Genomic DNA, 17,717 nt, shown 5'->3' with positions numbered 1-17,717 from the left:
ATGCGGTCTGTTGTAAAGCTATTCGCTTTTACCTGCCAATATGCTGCATCAGAAGGATTTTTTAAACGATAGCAGAGGTTACATCAGTTTTTCAACACCTGAAATGCTTGTTTTGTTTCCCCATTCACTACTTCCAGTACATATATTCCCTCCACAAACTCGCGTCCTGAGAGATCAACCTTACGTTTATTCGCCGGATTCAACGCCTCGCCATCGAGTTGCTTCAAAATTCTGCCGTGCAGATCATACACATTCACGGACACCGAGCTATTTGCCGGAACCTCGTCGCCGAGGTAGAAGACGCCCTTCGAAGGATTAGGATAAACCGACCATTCAGATTGCGCCTCGAAGGCGACCGTACGCGTGCGGGAGTATTGATACGTGCTATCGATATCCACCATTTTCAGCCTGTAATACAAGTTCCCCCATTTGCCCGGTAGTTGATCTATATATTCGTATTTTCGGCCGCTTTTTAAATTACCCTCTCCGAACACCTGTGCCAGTCGCACGAATTTTCCTTGCCGGTATGCCTCGTCGCCGTTAGCCACCTCAATATCGAAATGATCAAAATTCTCTTCGGAGGCAGTCTCCCATTCCAGGATCACGTCTTTCGATTGCAGGTCGCCCTGCTTTTTCCTGGCATTGAAACTCACCAGTTCGACAGGCAATGCACCCGGGTTTCCGACAAACGCTTTCGAAAGCCAGAATTCCGAAAAAGACTTCAATTTCATTTCAACATAATACCCCTTGTCGTAAGGCACGATCGCGACTTCGCCCGCCGGGTGAAACGACCAACCGCCCTCGGTACTGTTGGATAGGTTGCCATCTTCCTTGGCTTGATTTGTCGTATTTCGGTATTTGGAAATACCGAGTTCAAACGGGTTCACGGGTTTGCCGCAAGTGCCGCAGCCTACTGCATTGATCAGCGCTTCACTCTCTGTTTCGAGGAAATAGAACCGGACAGTTGCCAGGTCAGCGAGTTCGCTATTAGCTGGTTTCACGGTAAAATTTCTGTCGAGATAATACTGGCCATTGCCATTTCTGACTCCTACCGTGTTCAGGTATGACTGTACCACAGTGCTACCCATATTCTGTCCGTTGGGATTAATGGCCGCGATCAGCTTCCCGTTATTCGTAAAATTCACCCAACCCGTGCCGGATACCTGCTGGGTAGCCACGCCACCGGCATTGTCGAGTATCGGAGCGACCCTGTCGAAAATATGGATATCGTCGAGCGCAATTCCTTCGCGGTGCGTGAAGCCGTCGGAGATCATTACAAAACGTAATTTGAGGTTCACAAACCCGGTAGGCAGGGCCATGCTCGCCACGTGCCAGCGCAGGTAGTCCTGCATAGCCCAGGCACCGTTACCCGAGTAGGTTTTGTTATACCAGTTGGTCCCCTGACCCACCGCGCCCAGGCGCGTCCACGGGCCACCGTTTCCGGAATATTCGATATAGACGTAGTCGCAAGGGGTAGGCTCACACACTTCCAGGTCAATAGCCGCGCTAAAACTCAGCGTAGGGGCAGTCAGGCTGCTCACATTGAAGCAAGGCGAGTACAAATACGACTCTTCTTTGTCATTATACCCTCCGGCAAGATTGGTCTTCCACACTTTTGTTCCGCTGGCCGCTTTGTTCAAGGCAGTGGAAGTGGGAGTACCCCATTTCCAGGAGCTATTCGTTCCCTTGGCACTCCAGAACCCATCTCCATTTTCAAAATTTTCAAGATAAGGGAATGAGCTCAGCACCGGCGCGTTGAAAACCTTGACCGCCAGCGTATCATTATCATGGAAGCTGTCAGTCGCCAATTCCGACCATGCTTTGAGGTTTAACGCCCCGATTGCCGAGAGATCCGCCTTCGGACCAAACGTAAAATCGATGGTTGTGCGCTTGGCAAGTGATGTAATCGTATCGCGGAGTATGGTCCCATTCGGCAGCGACAGTGCAATCGGCAGGTTGGCAATATCCCTTGCGGAGCTGTTTCGGATACGGATAGCGATCGTTTCCGCATTGCTCAGCCCGCAGCTTTCCGTAGGCGGTGCGAGCAATGCCAGCATTTGAATATCGTCGATCACCGACACTATGCGGATATCATCAAAAGAATAGCCCGCCCCGTTGCTGTAATCGGAAGTGATCATCTTTCCCCATTGCCCCCAGCGAACCTGGAAACTTGATGAGAAATTTTTCGCATTCGCCGAAAGCAGTGCACTTATTTCAAGAGGAGCGGTTGTCTTGTAGCCCTGGGTTGTGAGGTTCTGGTTTGCAAAAAGATCATAAGCCTCGATCCAGGTGTCGGTATCCTTACCCCTTATCCATACTTTGTTGTTACCATTCGTTTTCTGCCCGTGGTTTTTATAGGAAAATACCAACCGTAAATCGTCGGTATTGATGTTGTAACCCGCCAGGTTGAAAGTCCCCGTCAGGTAGCTCGTGTTACCCGCCGAATAAGCCCGGTTGGCGTCCAGGGTCAACGCCTTCTGGCCGGATGCCGCAAAGCCCGTATTAATGAAAGTGCGTATCCTTCCCGCGTCGGTGTCGGCGCTGAAATCGTAACGCCCATCCCCTGTAAGCCCCATTTGCGCGACTGTGACGTTCTGCACGGGGAGGTTTTCCATATTATCATTAAACGGCAATGTCAGCTGGTCGTTGGGTAGCTGTCTGAAAAGCTTGGCCAGTGTATCGTTGGCCGTAACGACATCCGCATTACTATGCATATACACCTTGATATTGTAATCACCGGGGTTAGCCAAATTGGCTCCTACCGCAAAAGTGTGGTCGTAAGTTTTACCTTTTTCAATGAAAGGTGTAATCGTTTCGACTGGTACTGCTACCCCGTTGAGCTCATATCCCACATCCAGCGAGCCGTTGAAATCTACATCGTCGAGATTTTTGATCCGCATTTTAACAAAAACCGCCCCGCTCAGCTCCGTAGATGTATTTTTCCTGCCCGACGAAGCCGGCGTAACGATCGATTCTATTTTGAGGTCGTTGTCCGAAATACTGCCGGCGCAAGTTCCGGTATCCGGTTTGCGTGAAATGGCAAGCGCCCTACGTCCGGGTTGCCCGTTCACGCGGGCGCGGACAGAAACATAATAGGTCGAATCCTTTAATAACCCTCCCAGCGAATAGGTCGTGGCAGCGGTAGTTGCTACGGGAACCATATCCTTTCCTTTCAGCATCATCACTTCGTAATCCGCAGCGCCTGTTACGGCCGTCCAGTCCAGCGAAATATACCCCTCGCATTGCAGGGCCGATAGCGTAACCGTTGGAACGCCGATCACCACAAAGGGCTCAGAAATGCTTTGAGCACCTGTGCTGTTTTGGATTAACCTTACCCTCACCTTATCGGACCGCAAACCGGGGATTGCCCACGCATATTGGCTGGTTCCAGCTGCTATGGTTGTAGAAATGTTCGTCCAGGTCCCACCGTTATTACCACTGTATTGCAGTGTAAAGGTACTGGCACTATTTCCGAAGGCATCCCAGGAAATATAAATCCCGTCGCCATCCTTAAGGCGCTCTCCTCCCACCGGATTGGTAAGAGTGATGGAATTAGGAATAATGTCGTAAACCACAAAATACTCCTGGGAAGGCGACTGACCAACGGTGGTACCCTTGACAGAAATCGTGTAATTCCCTTCTGCTGGACTGTTGATCACTACCTGCTCCATATTATTGCGGTTATCCACGCCGGTGGTCGCAACATTATTGACATTTGCTGCGGAGGGATCCAGTATTCTGGGCAGGATCACGCTCGACGCGGGGTTGGTTACCTGAAGATCGAGATTATGAACCAGGTTCTGGGATGCGAGTGTACTGCCTGCCGGGTCGTTCCAGTAAAGCATGATCTTCACTTGCGCCGTATTGGCCGGGACATTAATAGAAAAGTTGTTAGTTCCCTGATTCGCAACCTGGCCTGTGGTATAACTCTGCGATTCGAGCATTTTAACCGAGCGAAGGAGGTTCAGCCAGCCAAATCCATAACGGTAGTCGGGGCCTTCGTTGCCTTTGTCAACGGCTCCGTTTACCAGCAATGCCTTCATCAGGCCATTCTTGGGATTCTGGTTGCCATTTAGCTGCCGGTACCGCTCATACAGCATCGCAAGCCCACCCGACACAGCCGGTGTCGCCATACTCGTACCGCTTCCGTTTCCATACAGGTTAACCGGAATCGTAGACATAATGCCATTCCCGTGCGCCGTAATCTCTGGTTTCAGCCTGCCATCCTTAACGGGCCCCCGGCTGGAATTCGCTATAATCCCGCCGGTCTCGCCGGTCGCCCCTACCGTGATGACGTTCTTCGCGGTCTGATATCCCCCCATAACTGTTCCAAAACCTACCCCAAATGGTGCACAAGTAGTACTACCACTATTTCCAGCCGCGAAAACGTGTTGCAGATAAGGCATTTCGAACGCTTGCTGGTCCAGAATATACGAGTAAAGGTCATAAGCCCCATTCGTTTCGCAGGTAATCACATCCGATCCGTAAGAGTTATTGGTGATCACCATGCCAAAGTCCTGCACATATTGCGGCGAATAGGCCAGAATCGACGAATAACTTTGGGCTACAACGGTTGCCCTGGGCGCGTAGCCCGCGTAGCGCTCGTCCATAATACCCGCGCCTGCCATCGTGCCCATCACGTGAAGGCCATGCGAACCGGCTTCGATTGGCGCCCTGTTGATGATGCGGGAATTAAAATCGATATGCCGCAGGGGATTGGACTCATCGCCGATCCCCACAACCACACCGGCCCCCGACAGGTTTCTGTTCCCGGGCAAGGCCGATTTCAGGACATTGGCCCGGCCGTTTACAGTACTTTTATTATTCAGCTGGCGGTCGGCCTGCGGTATCGCCTGCACATATTGCACAAATGGTTGCCCGGCAAGCGTTTTCAGCTCTTTCAAAGGCACCCTGACCGTCAGTATCTGGTAATTTTTGTATTGATCGGAAACGACTTCGTATTGCCGGCTTTGCAATGCGGCTTGTACCTCTTCGTAAGTGAAAGACTTAGGATAGCTGATCCACAGATCGACCGTGGAAGGTCCTGTAAATGCGTGAGATGGAATGTTACCATTGGCAAGCCCTTGCTGCATTTTTTGCTCCGCGCCAAGTTCGATTATAGCCCTTCCTCGGGTTCTTGCCAAAGCCCCCGGATTACTACCCGGAGCCATCGTTGCTGTGTAGGCGTAATTTGGTATATATTCAAGAAGTTCGATACCCTCACGCTTCAATTCTTGTCGCTCTTTTTCGGTAGGAATGTCATCAAACTGGATCACTACCAGGGACTTCTGCCCGGCATTAGACAGCCTGAATGCCGCATTCGAGCGGCCAGACGCAGATGAAATATTCCGCTCCGGCAGAATCGAACCACTTTTAAGGAGGATTTGATAGTCCTGGCGCTTCTGCCCATTGACCTGCCCTATGATTAGGCTAGTTAACAATAGTGTGTAGTAAAGATTTTTCCACTTCATAATTTTTGGTACAGATAAAGGATAGGTAATTCTACTTCATTTAGCATAATAATGCAAATTAATTCTGCCATTGTCTAATATAAATTAACCTGTACAGGAAACTCGTTGAGACACAGCCGGATGCAGCCGTATCCGCGTGCGAACCGTCAATCGTATACGTGAAATTACCCAGGCCCTAATTCTGCACGCATTTGTAATTAGCTGGTGGCTGGTATAACTTAGCAGCCCAAATTTTTATCGTCGCTGCACGCATCCTTATGAACTTATACGGCCTGATCGGATACCCGCTTACCCACTCTTTTTCAAAGCGATACTTCACGGACAAATTCCTCAGAGAGAAAATCAAAGAGAGCAGCTATGAGCTTTTTGAGATGAAATCATTGGAAGAACTGCCCGAATTGCTGAAAAAGAAGCACGACCTGCGCGGTTTGAACGTGACGATCCCCTACAAAAAGGATGTAATCGCCTTCCTGGATGATCTCGACGATGCGTCAGCCGAACGTATCGGAGCAGTGAATACGATCAAAATCTACGCCGACGGCAGCACGAAGGGCTTCAATACCGATTACTACGGTTTCCAGCAATCGCTCGTGGAATGGTTCGATAAACGGGGTGAATCGTGCAAGTACATCAAGGCGCTGGTATTCGGCAACGGCGGTGCGGCCAAGGCTGTGCAGGTGGCATTGAAAGATTTGGAAATGGAGTACACACTCGTTTCCCGCCAGAAAAGCGACGACTGCGTTTCGTACGAAGGCCTCACCCAGGAAGTAATCGAAAATCATCGGTTAATCATCAATACCACCCCATTGGGAACTTTCCCCAATACCGAAGAATGCCCGATGATCCCTTACCAGTGGGTAACAAGAAGCCATTACCTGTACGACCTCGTGTACAACCCGGCCGAAACCCTGTTCCTGAAAAAGGGTGCCGAACAAGGTGCAACTACCATGAATGGGCTGAAAATGCTGGAATTGCAGGCAGAAAAAGCCTGGGAAATCTGGACGACCGAGGAAAATCTCTGGAGTATCTAAATCCGATTATAGTAGGTCCACAAATCATCGCCGATTTGTTCCGAACCTTTGAACAAGCCTCCGGGAACCGGGGCAGCGACGCCTTTGCCGATGGTGAGTGTACCCTGGCAACGCCGGATCTCGTCCCATAAACCGCTTTCCAGGAACGCGTTGATCACCGCTGCACCTCCTTCTACCAGAACGGATTGTATCTTACGCCGGTGCAGGCCTTCCAATAGCTGCGCTATTTCACCTTGCTCCTTGTCTATTTTCAAATAGGCTGTTGTGGGTAATGCGTAGCGTTCCGGCTCTGAAGGGATTTCCGTTTCACGGTCATAGTTGACGACGATTGTACTTTGCGAATGATCGAGCAAGTGAAGTTGTGAAGGCAACTGCAAGCGTCTGTCGGTGACGATCCTGACCGGATTAGTTCCCGCCCAATGCCGCGCATTCAGCCGCGGATTGTCCATCAATGCTGTTTTATAACCCACCATAATGGCATCCTCCTCAGTACGCCATTGGTGCACCCGCATGCTCGACAATGGTCCGCTGATCTGCACGGGGTTACCGGTTTCATAACCCAGAAATCCATCAGCGGTTTCGGCCCATTTGAGGATTACGTAAGGCCTTTTGAGCGTCATCGCCGTAAAAAACCGCTTGTTCAGCTCCAACCCACGTGTTTCCAGCACATGGCATTCCACCTCGATCCCGGCGTCACGCATTCGGCGAATGCCCCTTCCGGAAACCAGCGGATTGGGGTCATCATTGCAAATAACCACTTTTTTCAACTGGCGGCTCACAAGGAGGTCTGCGCAGGGAGGTGTTTTACCGGTATGAGAGCAGGGTTCGAGCGTCACGTACGCAATTGCTTGTGGCAGCAAATGCGAATTGCCTTTGGCGTCGGCATCCTCGATCGCGCGCACTTCCGCGTGCGGGCCACCGTAGGCACGATGCCAGCCTTCGCCGATAATCCGGCCTTCATGGACGATCACACAGCCGACCATCGGGTTCGGGCTCACGGCACCGCGGCCGTATTCAGCGAGCTGCAAGGCCCGTTCCATCCATTGATTGTGCGTCTCCATGTGGCAAAAATACAAATGACCTTTTAAACTCAACTTTCGGGAGTTCCCATAATTTGCTAACTTTCCGACATTGGATCAAAATCAGTGAAAATGACTTCCGCACGCCAGCTTTATTTATATATAGTAAAAAACATCACAGTTTATCCGGAAAAAGAGGCTCAGGCAATCTCGTTCATGCTGTTGGAGCATTATATGCGCCTCCGCAATATCGACGTGCTGGTGGATCGCCCGATACCCGAAAACACCGCTCAGCCCGATTGGGATAACATCATCAAACGCCTGAACAACAACGAACCCGTTCAGCATATCATCGGCTCCACCGAGTTTTGCGGCCTCGAATTCCGCGTTTCTTCGGCGGTGCTCATTCCGCGCCCGGAAACCGAAGAGCTCGTGCAAATGGTAACGCGCGATTACGCAGAGCCGGATAAGAATATCTCCATTCTCGACATCGGAACAGGCAGCGGCTGTATCGCCATCGTGCTCGCGCGCTTCCTCCCGCATGTGAGCGTGCATGCATGGGATGTGTCGGACGAAGCTTTGGAAGTGGCCAAGGAGAATGCCCGCCAGCTCATTGCCGACGTCACGTTCGCGAAGCAGGATATGCTTAATGTAACATTCCCACTCCCCGGCAATATCGTTCAATTCGACTGCCTGGTGAGCAACCCACCGTACGTGACCTATTCCGAAGCCGAAAGCATGCGCCCGAATGTGCTCCGTTTCGAGCCGCACGAGGCATTGTTTGTAGAAGACAACGATCCGCTGCTGTTCTACAAAGCCATCGCGGATTTTGGGGTACACCATTTGAAACAGCACGGCAAATGCTATGTCGAGATCAACGAGCATTTTGGTACCGAAACCAAAAAGGTTTTCGAAGAAAGGAATTACAAAAACGTGGAAATCCTTCGTGATATCAATGGTAAGGACCGCTTCGTAAGAGCTATCTGGGCCTGATCCATTTAAAATTTTGACCTCATTTTCATGTACGTAGAAAAAATCAGGGAGGTTCTGGACGAAATGGGCAAGGTGGTCGTGGGGCAGGACAAACTGCTGAACCGACTACTGATAGGCCTCTTTACCGGCGGCCATATCCTCCTCGAAGGCGTTCCGGGACTGGCCAAAACTTTGACCATCAACGTCATGGCCAAAGTACTCCACCTGGAATTCAAACGCATTCAGTTCACGCCCGACCTGCTCCCCGCGGATTTGATCGGGACGATGATCTATAAACCCAAAATAGGCGACTACGAAGTCAAAAAAGGGCCTATTTTCTCCAACCTCATCCTGGCCGACGAAGTGAACCGCTCCCCGGCGAAAGTGCAGTCGGCATTGCTCGAAGCAATGCAGGAAAGACAGGTGACGATCGGCGATGAAACATTCCTCCTCGACCGCCCCTTTGTAGTACTCGCCACACAAAACCCGGTGGAACAAGAAGGTACCTACCCGTTACCCGAAGCGCAGATCGACCGGTTTATGATGAAAGTCTACGTCGATTACCTCGACAAGATGAAGGAGCTGGAAGTAATGCGCCGGATGTCGGACATTAATTACGAATACAAAATCCGGCCGATATTAAATAAGGAAGAGATTTTCGCGATTCGCGACGAAGTGAACAAGGTTAATATCTCCGATACGCTCGAACGCTACATTATTGAACTGGTATTCGCCACCCGCCGCCCGCTCGATTACGGGTTGCGCGATGAGGCGCGTTACATCCAGTTCGGAGCGTCGCCAAGGGCTACCATCTACCTCAACCGTGCCGCCAAAGCACTGGCTTACCTCGAAGGCCGTGACTATGTATTGCCGGAGGACATCAAGGAGCTCGCCCCCGACATTATGAATCACCGCATCCTGCTGAACTACGAGGCCGAAGCCGACGGCGTGCGCACGATGACCATCATCGATTCCATACTGCGCAAAGTTGCCATTGGATAATTCAAGGTACGGGGTCGTGGCCATGCCCGCCCCAGGGATGGCAGCGCGCAATGCGTTTCAGCCCCATCCATCCGCCTCTGAAAGGGCCATGTTTCTGCACGGCCTCGATCATGTATTGCGAGCAAGTAGGCGTATAACGGCACGAATTGGGTAAATAGGGGGAAAGCGCCGCCTGATAAAACCGCACGAGGGCTATGAGTAAAAATTTCATTTCGCGTCTTGTCTCATATTAGTATATTTGACCATTAACATCACAAACGCATGCTTTCATATATCATGTGGGACGTCAGTCCCGAAATATTCACCATTCCGGAAATCGCCGGTTTTGGCCCCTTCCCTGTCCGTTGGTATGGTCTTCTTTTCGCAGCCGGGTTCCTGATCGGCCAGCAAATTATGATCTATATTTTCAAGAAAGAAGGAAAGACGCTGGAAGATATCGACTCGCTCACGCTTTATATGGTGCTTTCTATCGTCATCGGCGCCCGCGTAGGCCACTTTCTTTTCTATGAACCCGAAGTGCTGTTCAAAAATCCCCTGGAAGTGATATTACCTCCTTACGCCGGGCTTGCCAGCCACGGCGCGGTGATAGGAACAGTGACCGGGCTCTGGCTGTATGCACGCTCACGCCGGGGTACAGGCCAAACGTTCTTCTGGGTAACCGACCGCCTTACCATCACTTTTGCATTGGGTGGTTCGTTCATACGTTTCGGTAACCTGATGAACTCCGAGATCGTCGGCAAGGAACTGGATGCTCCCTGGGCCTTCATTTTCCGCCAGAACACCGAATTTTCCCAAATCCCTCGTCATCCGGCGCAGCTCTACGAATCCATTAGCTGTTTCATCCTCACATTCGTCCTCTTCGCGATCTGGAACAAGTACAAGGCTGCCACGCCGCGCGGACTGATGGTCGGGGTGTTCCTTGTATGGGTATTTACGCTTCGGTTCCTGTATGAGTTCCTGAAAGAAAACCAGGAAGCATTTGAAGCGAACTACGCATTAAACATGGGACAAATCCTGAGTATTCCTGCTGTGCTGCTCGGCCTGTATTTCATCATACGCTCCCGGCAGAATCCTATGGAGGTTGCAAGATGATCCCCGCTCAGGAAGAGTAGGCGTGCATCGGTACGCCGTTTTCACTACATTGTAATCAGTTTGAACCAACTCTAACAATTGTCAGATGAAAACATCCTTTATTGCCGCATTTCTTTCATGCGCCCTGCTCTTGACCGGTTGCGGAAGCAAACAGGAAGAAAAAGAAGCCGAAGAGAAAGCCGCCGCCGACAGCCCGGCCGATGCTCTTCAGGCCATTGCCGATAAAGCCAAGGAAATGGGCGACCGCAAGGCCGTCGACCCGGTGGATTTCCGCAAGCTGAAAGACCTTTTACCCGAAACCCTGGCCGGAATGAGCCGTACGGAAGCCACCGGCGAGAAAACCGGCGCAATGGGCTTTACCGTTTCGACAGCCGAGGCCAAATATAAAGGAAGCTCAGACGAATCGCTGGATGTCGAAATCGTGGACACGGGAGGCATCGCCGGCGTGTCGACCATGGCGCTTGCAGCGTGGTCCATTGCCGAAATAGATAAGGAAACCACCACCGGCTACGAAAAAACCACGACGATCGAAGGTTACAAGGCTTTTGAAAAATATAATAACGAAAGCAAATCCGGCGAAATCAACGTGCTGGTCGCGGACCGCTACGTCGTGAATGTGGAAGGCAATAATCTCAGCGTCGACCAACTGAAAGATGCGCTAAAAGCGATCGATCTCGGCAAGCTGAACGATATGAAATAAACTTAAAAAGGAAAGCAGAAGCGTGGGTGCTTCTGCTTTTCAAGGTTTTAGGAATATGTAATGCTGGACTAACCCGGGTGCTATATCGTTGCCAGATCCACTTTTTCACGCAGGATCTGTTTTGCTTTCACCAATTGGTTCTTCACTGTATTTTTGGATATTCTCAAAAATTCCGCAATTTCCTGATAGGATTTCCCTTCTTCAATATTCAGTTTCAAAATCTGCCGGCGCTTGATCGATAATGATTCAACAGCCGCCTGCACGACGGTCAGCCTTCTCTCGGCCTCTTCCCGTTCTTCCTCGCCCGCAGTACGGATCGCTTCCATATAATGCTTACGCAGCTGCTCGCTCTTTTCCAGTTTCTTAAAATGGTCGAACGCCATATTGCGCAGGCAGGTAAACAGGTAGGAATTGAAATTATAGTCCGGCTTGATCTGGGTCCGTCTCACCCAAATCTTGATAAACACGTCCTGAACCATGTTTTCAGCTTCTTCCTCGTCTTTGAGCAGGGAAACCGTAAACCGCAGTGCAGGTGTTTTGTAATGGTTATACAATTCTGCAAAGGCCGCTTCGTCGCCTTGCGTCACTCTGATCAGGGTATTTTCGTCGGGATAGGCCACAGTCGTACAGTTTAGCTTATAGAAAAGGGGACTAGATAAAAAGATTCTGGTATTAATTAAAAAACTTTTATTCTTGGTTTGATCCTATTTATCAGCCGGCATCAAATTTGCTTTATTATTAATAGGTAATCAGTCAGGTATTAAAATAAAGTTGTTTCCAACATCACCCTGGCAGCGGAAAATTCTGCCTTCGAAACAATCGGCGATGCTTTGTATTGAGCGGCGTATTTGCAATTGTCTGATAAATCTACGCTCCCCAATTTAAAATTTGAATCGCAAACTGCGTAAAAATATCTTCATTTTGCGCACCATTGTACGATTTAATCATAACATAATAGTAACTTATCATTTATTACATATTTCCTCATTTCCAGTCAGTTCTTAGCGAAAAATACTTGGAAACAACCGGCAGATTTGCCCCCGTTTCCGAACTGCCGCTTTTAACAATTTTATAACATTTGCCGCAAATCGCGCACCTGACGATAGCCCTCCTTCCGGCATCGACCGTATTACCCAAAAAACACCTCAATATCCATATCCATTTTATCCTAAATCCAGACCAACCTTTGCTCATGGATCAAAGCCGCATCAATCAGATATTGGAGAAAATCTCCGCCGCCCGGGTCGCTGTGTATGGCGACTTCTGTCTCGACTCCTACTGGGTCATGGACGACCGCACTTCAGAAGTTTCCATTGAAACCGGCTTGCAGGCTCAGGCCGTTGCCCGGCATTACTATACGCCGGGAGGCGCGGGGAATGTAGTGGCCAACCTTGCCGCACTGAAACCGGCGGGTATCCGGGTGATCGGTGCCGTGGGCGACGACATGCAGGGACGGGAACTCACGGCGCAACTGCAACAACTCGGTGCGGACACGAGCGCATTCATTATTCAGAAAGAACATTTCAATACATATAGTTATCTCAAACGGCTGGTAGACGGCCAAGAAGAGCCCCGCATTGATTTTGGTGTATATAATGAAAGGAGCGCCGACACCGACCGGCAACTCGTAGCCGCGCTTGAAAAGGCATTGCTGGAATGCGACGCATTGATTTTTAACCAGCAGGTGACCGGGAGCATTACCAATGCGTCGTTTATCGACGACGTCAATGCACTCTTTAATAAGTATCCGGACAAAATTGTGATGCTGGACTCACGGCATTTCAACGACAGCTTCCGGAACACCTATTTGAAATGCAACGATCGCGAGATAGCCTGTTTGAACGGACTCGAAGTTTCGCCGGAAGAAAATGTGCCGGTAAGCGACGTGAAGGGCTACGGCGCCGAGGTATTCCGGCGCTACCACAAGCCGGTCTTCGTCACCTGTGGAGAGCGCGGCATTATCGCATTTGACAATGAGGGTTATCACGAGGTACCGGGCATTCAGTTGAAAGGCAAGCTAGATACCGTCGGCGCCGGCGATACGGCGATCAGCGCTATTACGCTTTGCCTGGCAGCAGGGTTGTCTCCGGCCGAGGCAGCATTGTTCGGCAACTTTGCTGCGGCGGTGACGGTACAAAAGCTATTTACGACCGGAACGGCCACCGGCGAGGAAATCGCGGTGGTAGCCAATGATCCCGATTACATTTACAATGCCGACCTCGCCGAAAACGAGCGGGCCGCCGTGTACTATCCCGAAACGGAATTCGAAATATGCGTACCGGAGATCCTCGACAAGCTGGGACATATACGCTATGCCGTTTTCGATCACGACGGCACGATCAGCTCACTCCGGCAGGGATGGGAGGAGATTATGGAACCTGTGATGATGAAGTCCATTCTGGGTGAGCAGTATGACACGATCGACGCCGGTACATTTCATAAAGTACAGGCGGAATGCAAAGCATTCATCCACAAAACCACGGGTATTCAGACCATCTATCAAATGGAAGGGCTGGTAAACCTGGTGCGGGAATTCGGGTTTGTACCCGAAGATCAGATCCTCGACAAATTCCAGTATAAGGAGATTTACAACGACGGCCTGATGGAAATGGTGAACAAGCGCATGGAAAAGCTGGCCAACGGAGAGCTGGGTCAGGAAGATTATACCCTGAAAGGTGCCGTTGAATTCCTGAAACAGCTCAAAGAGCGGGGTGTAACGATGTATCTCGCAAGCGGTACCGACGCCGAAGATGTGAAAAACGAAGCCCGCATGCTGGGTTACGCTGATTTGTTCGATGGTGGTATTTATGGCGCATTGCGCGATTACACCAAGTTTTCAAAGAAAATGGTGATCGAAAAGATCATCCGCGATAACAATTTACAAGGAAAAGAACTAGCGGTATTCGGCGACGGCCCTGATGAGATCCGGGAAGGACGCCGTGCGGGAGGTATTTCGGTGGGTATTACCAGCAATGAGGTGCAGCGTTTCGGACATAACCCCGCCAAGCGCCCGCGACTCGTACGTGCAGGCGCGCAACTGCTGATCCCCGATTTCTCACAGCATAAAAAACTGATAAGTCTGCTGTTCCAGGAGAGCGAAAACTACGCCGAGGCCTGATGCGACGTTTTGAAAAACAGCTCATTGCCTGGCTACTTGGCGGCTTCGTGCCGTTGCTCTGGTGCTGCCGGAATGATAAAACTGTCGATAACGACCCGCCCTTTTACCAGGACGCGGTATTTATTCAGGAATATCATGAAGCCTATCCGTTGGAGGACAACGACGTAAGAGCAGTCCTCCCCGATCGCGACGGGAATGTGTGGGCCGCCACGGCAAAAGGTGTTTTTCGAAAATTGAAGGGTTATTCCAATTGGGGCCCAATGCTCGAAGGAGAGATAAACGGACCGTCGTTCGCCCTGGCGCAGGACTCTGCTGGTACCGTCTGGCTAGGCAACTGGAATGGACTTTACCAGTACAAAAACGGCACCGTTGCAAAAGCGAATGGCCCCGTTGGCCCCATTTCGGCAATTTGTACCCGAGCCGGCAATGTTTACGCCATCGGCCCGAATGGCTTCTGGGCCGGTAACGCAGGTGGATTTACATCACAAAAAGCCGCCATCGCCAGATCAGTCCGCGATGTGATCAGCGACGGAAAAGACGGACTGTGGATAGCCTCCGATGTGGGTCTTTACCATTGGACTCCCTCGTATTTGGAGCACACTTATAAGCCCGACGCATTGATTGCCGCTTACGCCAAAGGTCTAGCATATAACCATGACGGCAAGCTTTGGATTGGCGGCCTGGGTGGGGTTACCATTCAAAATAATGGTCAAAAGGAGTCGGAATTGCGGACAACCGACGGGATCCCGTCTACATACGTCACGGCGGTGCGTCTTGCACCCGACAGCTCGATGTGGGTGGGTACCCAGACAGGCGTGGTGCGTTTTCGGAAGGACGGGAGTCGTTCGCTGCTGTTTTCAAGACGGTGGCTTGTGGACGATCAGGTCAATGATATTGCATTCGACAAAGAAGGCAATGCATGGATAGCGACTCCGAAAGGCGTAAGCGCTATTAAAAAGCGGGATATGACGCTGGCCTCCAAAAGCGTGTTCTTTTATGATGTATTGATGAAGCGGCATATTCGCGCGCCGTGGATCGCGGGACAGGCGCATTTGCGCGTACCGGGCGATACGACCACCTGGGAGCCCGAAGATGACGACAACGACGGCGAATTTACCGGCAACTATCTGGCGATGGAAAGCTTTCGCTATGCTGCAACAAAAGATCCGGTGGCGAAGGAGAATGCAAAAAAAGCATTCGGGTTCCTGAAAATGTTACAGGAAGTAACAGGCACCCACGGCTTCTTCGCGCGCACGATCATACCCGCCTCCTGGACGCACATGCACGACGGCAACCGCACATACACGGAACGCGAGCGCGCGGACGAGCTCGTGAAAGAGCCGCGGTTCAAACCCGTGGAAACGCGCTGGCATTTGTCGGGCGATAAAAGGTGGCTTTGGAAAGGCGATACGAGCAGTGATGAAATGTGCGGGCATATGTTTGGCTATTACCATTACTATACACTCGTGGCCGACGCTGCAGAAAAGAAGGTGATCGCAGCGCATGTAGGCATGATCGTCGATTACCTGATGCAGCATAACCTGAATTTCGCCGATGTGGACGGCAAGGCAACGCGCTGGTCGGTGTGGTCGCCGGACCAGCTGAACCGCGACCCTGAATGGCTGCCGGACCGCAACCAGAACTCGATGGAAATGCTCGCATTTCTGAAACTGGCGCATTTCATGACAGGTAATGCCAAATACCAGAACGAATACCTCCGGCTGATCGAAAAAGAGCATTACCTCGACAATATGAAAGAGGTGACGAAGCAAAATCCGGCCTGGTTCATCTATTTCGATGTGGTATTACAAGCATACCTCTACCCGATACTGATCCATTGCGAGCGCGATCCCGAGCGGTTGAAATTTTATAAAAACCACCTGGAAGAATGGTTCGTAATGCGAAAAGGAGACCACAACCCGCTGGTCAATTTCATTTACAACGAAAGCCTGGGTAAAAAAGCGGAGCTAAAAAACTCCGTGGATTTCCTGATCGACACCCCGCTGGATCTGGTGGACTGGCCGATCGACCACCGGAAAAGGGAAGATATTCAGGTAGTACGCACGCCGGTTTTGGAAGACGAACAGGTAAGTGCATTGCAGCCCGCCAGCATACGGCTCACCGTCCGTTGGGACAAAAACCCCTGGACATTAACTGGCGGTGATCCGCAGGTAGAGCGCGAGCCGGTTTTCTGGCTGCTGCCCTATTGGATGGGCCGGTATTTGGGAATGATTTCAAAATAGCAACAACATTCGATATGAAGACCTATCTTTTGCTTATCAACCTGCTATTACTGGTCATGCAAGAAGCAACAGCACAACAGACCTACGCCGAAAAGCTCGGCTGGCCGAAAGGCGCGAAGGTCATCATCTTCCACGTCGACGACGCGGGAATGTCGCATTACTCGAATGAAGGAGCTAAGAAGTCCATACAAAACGGTATTGCTACCTCGTGCAGCATTATGATGCCTTGCCCGTGGGCGGCCAGTTTTGCCAAATTCGCCGCTGCGAACCCCGGCATGGATGCGGGCCTGCATTTAACTCTCACTTCGGAATGGCAGGACTACCGCTGGCCACCGCTGAACGGCATTCTGCATTCGGATGGGCTCGTGGATGATGAGGGCTGCATGTGGCACGAAGTGGAAGACGTGATCAAACACGCCAGCCCGGACGTGGTGGAGCAGGAAATACGCGCACAACTGAGCCGGGCATTGAAACTAGGATTGAAACCCACCCATATGGATTCGCATATGGGTACGCTGTTCGCGCATATTCCCTACCTGGAACGATACATTAAAGTCGGGGCAGAATTTGGCATTCCGGTGATGTTCCCCGGCGGGAATAACCAGCTTTTGAAAGAATGCCTGAACAATCCATTGGTCAAAAAGCTGAAAGCCGAGGGCAAATGGAAAGAAGGAATGCAGCTTCCCGAACCCGAGATCACGAAACGCTCGGCAGAATTCGGGCAGAAAATATGGGCAGCGGGTTTGCCAATACTCGACGACCTGCACACGATCAGCGGCGACTGGAAACCGGAGGGCAGCGATGTGACTCCCGAACAATGGGGTAAATACAAAGCCCAAATGTTCATCGAAACGATTCGCAAAATGCAACCCGGCGTGGCGATGATGATCGTCCACAGCAGCGACATCACCGACGATTTCAAATACATCAGCGCCTCGGGCGGTTCGCGGTATGCCGATATGCGCTCGATGCTCGATCCCGACCTGAAAAAGTTCATCCAGTCGGAAGGCATTATCCTCACCACCTGGAGAGAGATGATGGAAAGAAGGAAAAAAGTTAAATAACCAAC

At 51.0% G+C, this 17,717-nt stretch carries 12 protein-coding genes; 8 read left to right on the top strand and 4 right to left on the bottom strand.

The annotated features are described in order from the left end of the window. Positions 1-83: 83 nt before the first annotated feature. Positions 84-5,441, bottom strand: coding sequence for a S8 family serine peptidase (locus tag CLV60_RS04935; RefSeq protein WP_229210822.1), 5,358 nt, complete (start codon positions 5,439-5,441; stop codon positions 84-86). 287 nt (positions 5,442-5,728) lie between these two features. On the opposite strand from CLV60_RS04935, the gene CLV60_RS04930 reads away from it, so the two are divergent. Then, positions 5,729-6,502, top strand: coding sequence for a shikimate dehydrogenase family protein (locus tag CLV60_RS04930; RefSeq protein WP_106594273.1), 774 nt, complete (start codon positions 5,729-5,731; stop codon positions 6,500-6,502). On the opposite strand, the gene ribD is transcribed toward CLV60_RS04930, so the two are convergent. After that, positions 6,499-7,563, bottom strand: coding sequence for a bifunctional diaminohydroxyphosphoribosylaminopyrimidine deaminase/5-amino-6-(5-phosphoribosylamino)uracil reductase RibD (gene ribD / locus CLV60_RS04925; protein WP_106594272.1), 1,065 nt, complete (start codon positions 7,561-7,563; stop codon positions 6,499-6,501). The two genes, CLV60_RS04930 and ribD, sit on opposite strands and share 4 nt — an antisense overlap. A 90-nt stretch (positions 7,564-7,653) precedes the next feature. On the opposite strand from ribD, the gene prmC reads away from it, so the two are divergent. Both prmC and CLV60_RS04915 read left to right on the top strand, forming a co-directional pair. Beyond that, on the top strand, positions 7,654-8,514 hold the full coding sequence (prmC, locus tag CLV60_RS04920; protein WP_106594271.1) for a peptide chain release factor N(5)-glutamine methyltransferase: 861 nt from the start codon (positions 7,654-7,656) through the stop codon (positions 8,512-8,514). 27 nt (positions 8,515-8,541) lie between these two features. After that, positions 8,542-9,495 (top strand): AAA family ATPase, encoded by a 954-nt coding sequence (locus tag CLV60_RS04915; RefSeq protein WP_106594270.1) that lies wholly within the window; start codon positions 8,542-8,544, stop codon positions 9,493-9,495. A gap of 1 nt (position 9,496) precedes the next feature. Here the strand turns inward: CLV60_RS04915 and yidD are convergent, their stop codons facing one another. Continuing rightward, positions 9,497-9,706, bottom strand: coding sequence for a membrane protein insertion efficiency factor YidD (gene yidD, locus CLV60_RS04910; protein WP_106594269.1), 210 nt, complete (start codon positions 9,704-9,706; stop codon positions 9,497-9,499). Between the two features lie 50 nt (positions 9,707-9,756). Between yidD and lgt the strand changes: the two genes are divergently transcribed. Then, positions 9,757-10,587, top strand: a complete 831-nt coding sequence (gene lgt, locus CLV60_RS04905; RefSeq protein ID WP_106594268.1) for a prolipoprotein diacylglyceryl transferase — start codon at positions 9,757-9,759, stop codon at positions 10,585-10,587. Between the two features lie 85 nt (positions 10,588-10,672). Beyond that, positions 10,673-11,287, top strand: a complete 615-nt coding sequence (locus CLV60_RS04900; protein ID WP_106594267.1) for a hypothetical protein — start codon at positions 10,673-10,675, stop codon at positions 11,285-11,287. An 80-nt stretch (positions 11,288-11,367) separates the two neighbouring features. Here CLV60_RS04900 and CLV60_RS04895 read toward each other — a convergent pair whose 3' ends face one another. Beyond that, positions 11,368-11,907, bottom strand: a complete 540-nt coding sequence (locus CLV60_RS04895) for an RNA polymerase sigma factor (protein WP_106594266.1) — start codon at positions 11,905-11,907, stop codon at positions 11,368-11,370. A 572-nt stretch (positions 11,908-12,479) separates the two neighbouring features. Between CLV60_RS04895 and CLV60_RS04890 the strand changes: the two genes are divergently transcribed. Genes CLV60_RS04890 through CLV60_RS04880 form a run of 3 tightly spaced genes read left to right on the top strand, consistent with a single transcriptional unit; the run spans position 12,480 to position 17,712 of the window. Next, complete coding sequence (locus CLV60_RS04890; protein ID WP_106594495.1) at positions 12,480-14,405, top strand: PfkB family carbohydrate kinase; 1,926 nt, start codon at positions 12,480-12,482, stop codon at positions 14,403-14,405. After that, the gene (locus CLV60_RS04885) at positions 14,405-16,648 is read left to right on the top strand and encodes a ligand-binding sensor domain-containing protein (RefSeq protein ID WP_106594265.1); all 2,244 of its coding nucleotides are present in this window, start codon (positions 14,405-14,407) and stop codon (positions 16,646-16,648) included. The genes CLV60_RS04890 and CLV60_RS04885 overlap by 1 nt, the downstream gene beginning before the upstream one ends. A gap of 14 nt (positions 16,649-16,662) precedes the next feature. Then, positions 16,663-17,712, top strand: a complete 1,050-nt coding sequence (locus CLV60_RS04880; RefSeq protein WP_106594264.1) for a polysaccharide deacetylase family protein — start codon at positions 16,663-16,665, stop codon at positions 17,710-17,712. Positions 17,713-17,717 lie beyond the last annotated feature (5 nt).

The sequence above is a fragment of the Dyadobacter jiangsuensis genome (genome assembly GCF_003014695.1).
Classification (GTDB): Bacteria; Bacteroidota; Bacteroidia; order Cytophagales; family Spirosomataceae; genus Dyadobacter; species Dyadobacter jiangsuensis.
This window is presented reverse-complemented; position numbering and strand designations above follow the sequence as displayed.

Bases quoted from the DNA above. Each gene is read 5' to 3' on its own strand.
- CLV60_RS04930 (WP_106594273.1), top strand. From the start codon at position 5,729: ATGAACTTATACGGCCTGATCGGATACCCGCTTACCCACTCTTTTTCA.
- ribD (WP_106594272.1), bottom strand. From the start codon at position 7,563: ATGGAGACGCACAATCAATGGATGGAACGGGCCTTGCAGCTCGCTGAA.
- prmC (WP_106594271.1), top strand. From the start codon at position 7,654: ATGACTTCCGCACGCCAGCTTTATTTATATATAGTAAAAAACATCACA.
- CLV60_RS04915 (WP_106594270.1), top strand. From the start codon at position 8,542: ATGTACGTAGAAAAAATCAGGGAGGTTCTGGACGAAATGGGCAAGGTG.
- yidD (WP_106594269.1), bottom strand. From the start codon at position 9,706: ATGAAATTTTTACTCATAGCCCTCGTGCGGTTTTATCAGGCGGCGCTT.
- lgt (WP_106594268.1), top strand. From the start codon at position 9,757: ATGCTTTCATATATCATGTGGGACGTCAGTCCCGAAATATTCACCATT.
- CLV60_RS04900 (WP_106594267.1), top strand. From the start codon at position 10,673: ATGAAAACATCCTTTATTGCCGCATTTCTTTCATGCGCCCTGCTCTTG.
- CLV60_RS04890 (WP_106594495.1), top strand. From the start codon at position 12,480: ATGGATCAAAGCCGCATCAATCAGATATTGGAGAAAATCTCCGCCGCC.
- CLV60_RS04885 (WP_106594265.1), top strand. From the start codon at position 14,405: ATGCGACGTTTTGAAAAACAGCTCATTGCCTGGCTACTTGGCGGCTTC.
- CLV60_RS04880 (WP_106594264.1), top strand. From the start codon at position 16,663: ATGAAGACCTATCTTTTGCTTATCAACCTGCTATTACTGGTCATGCAA.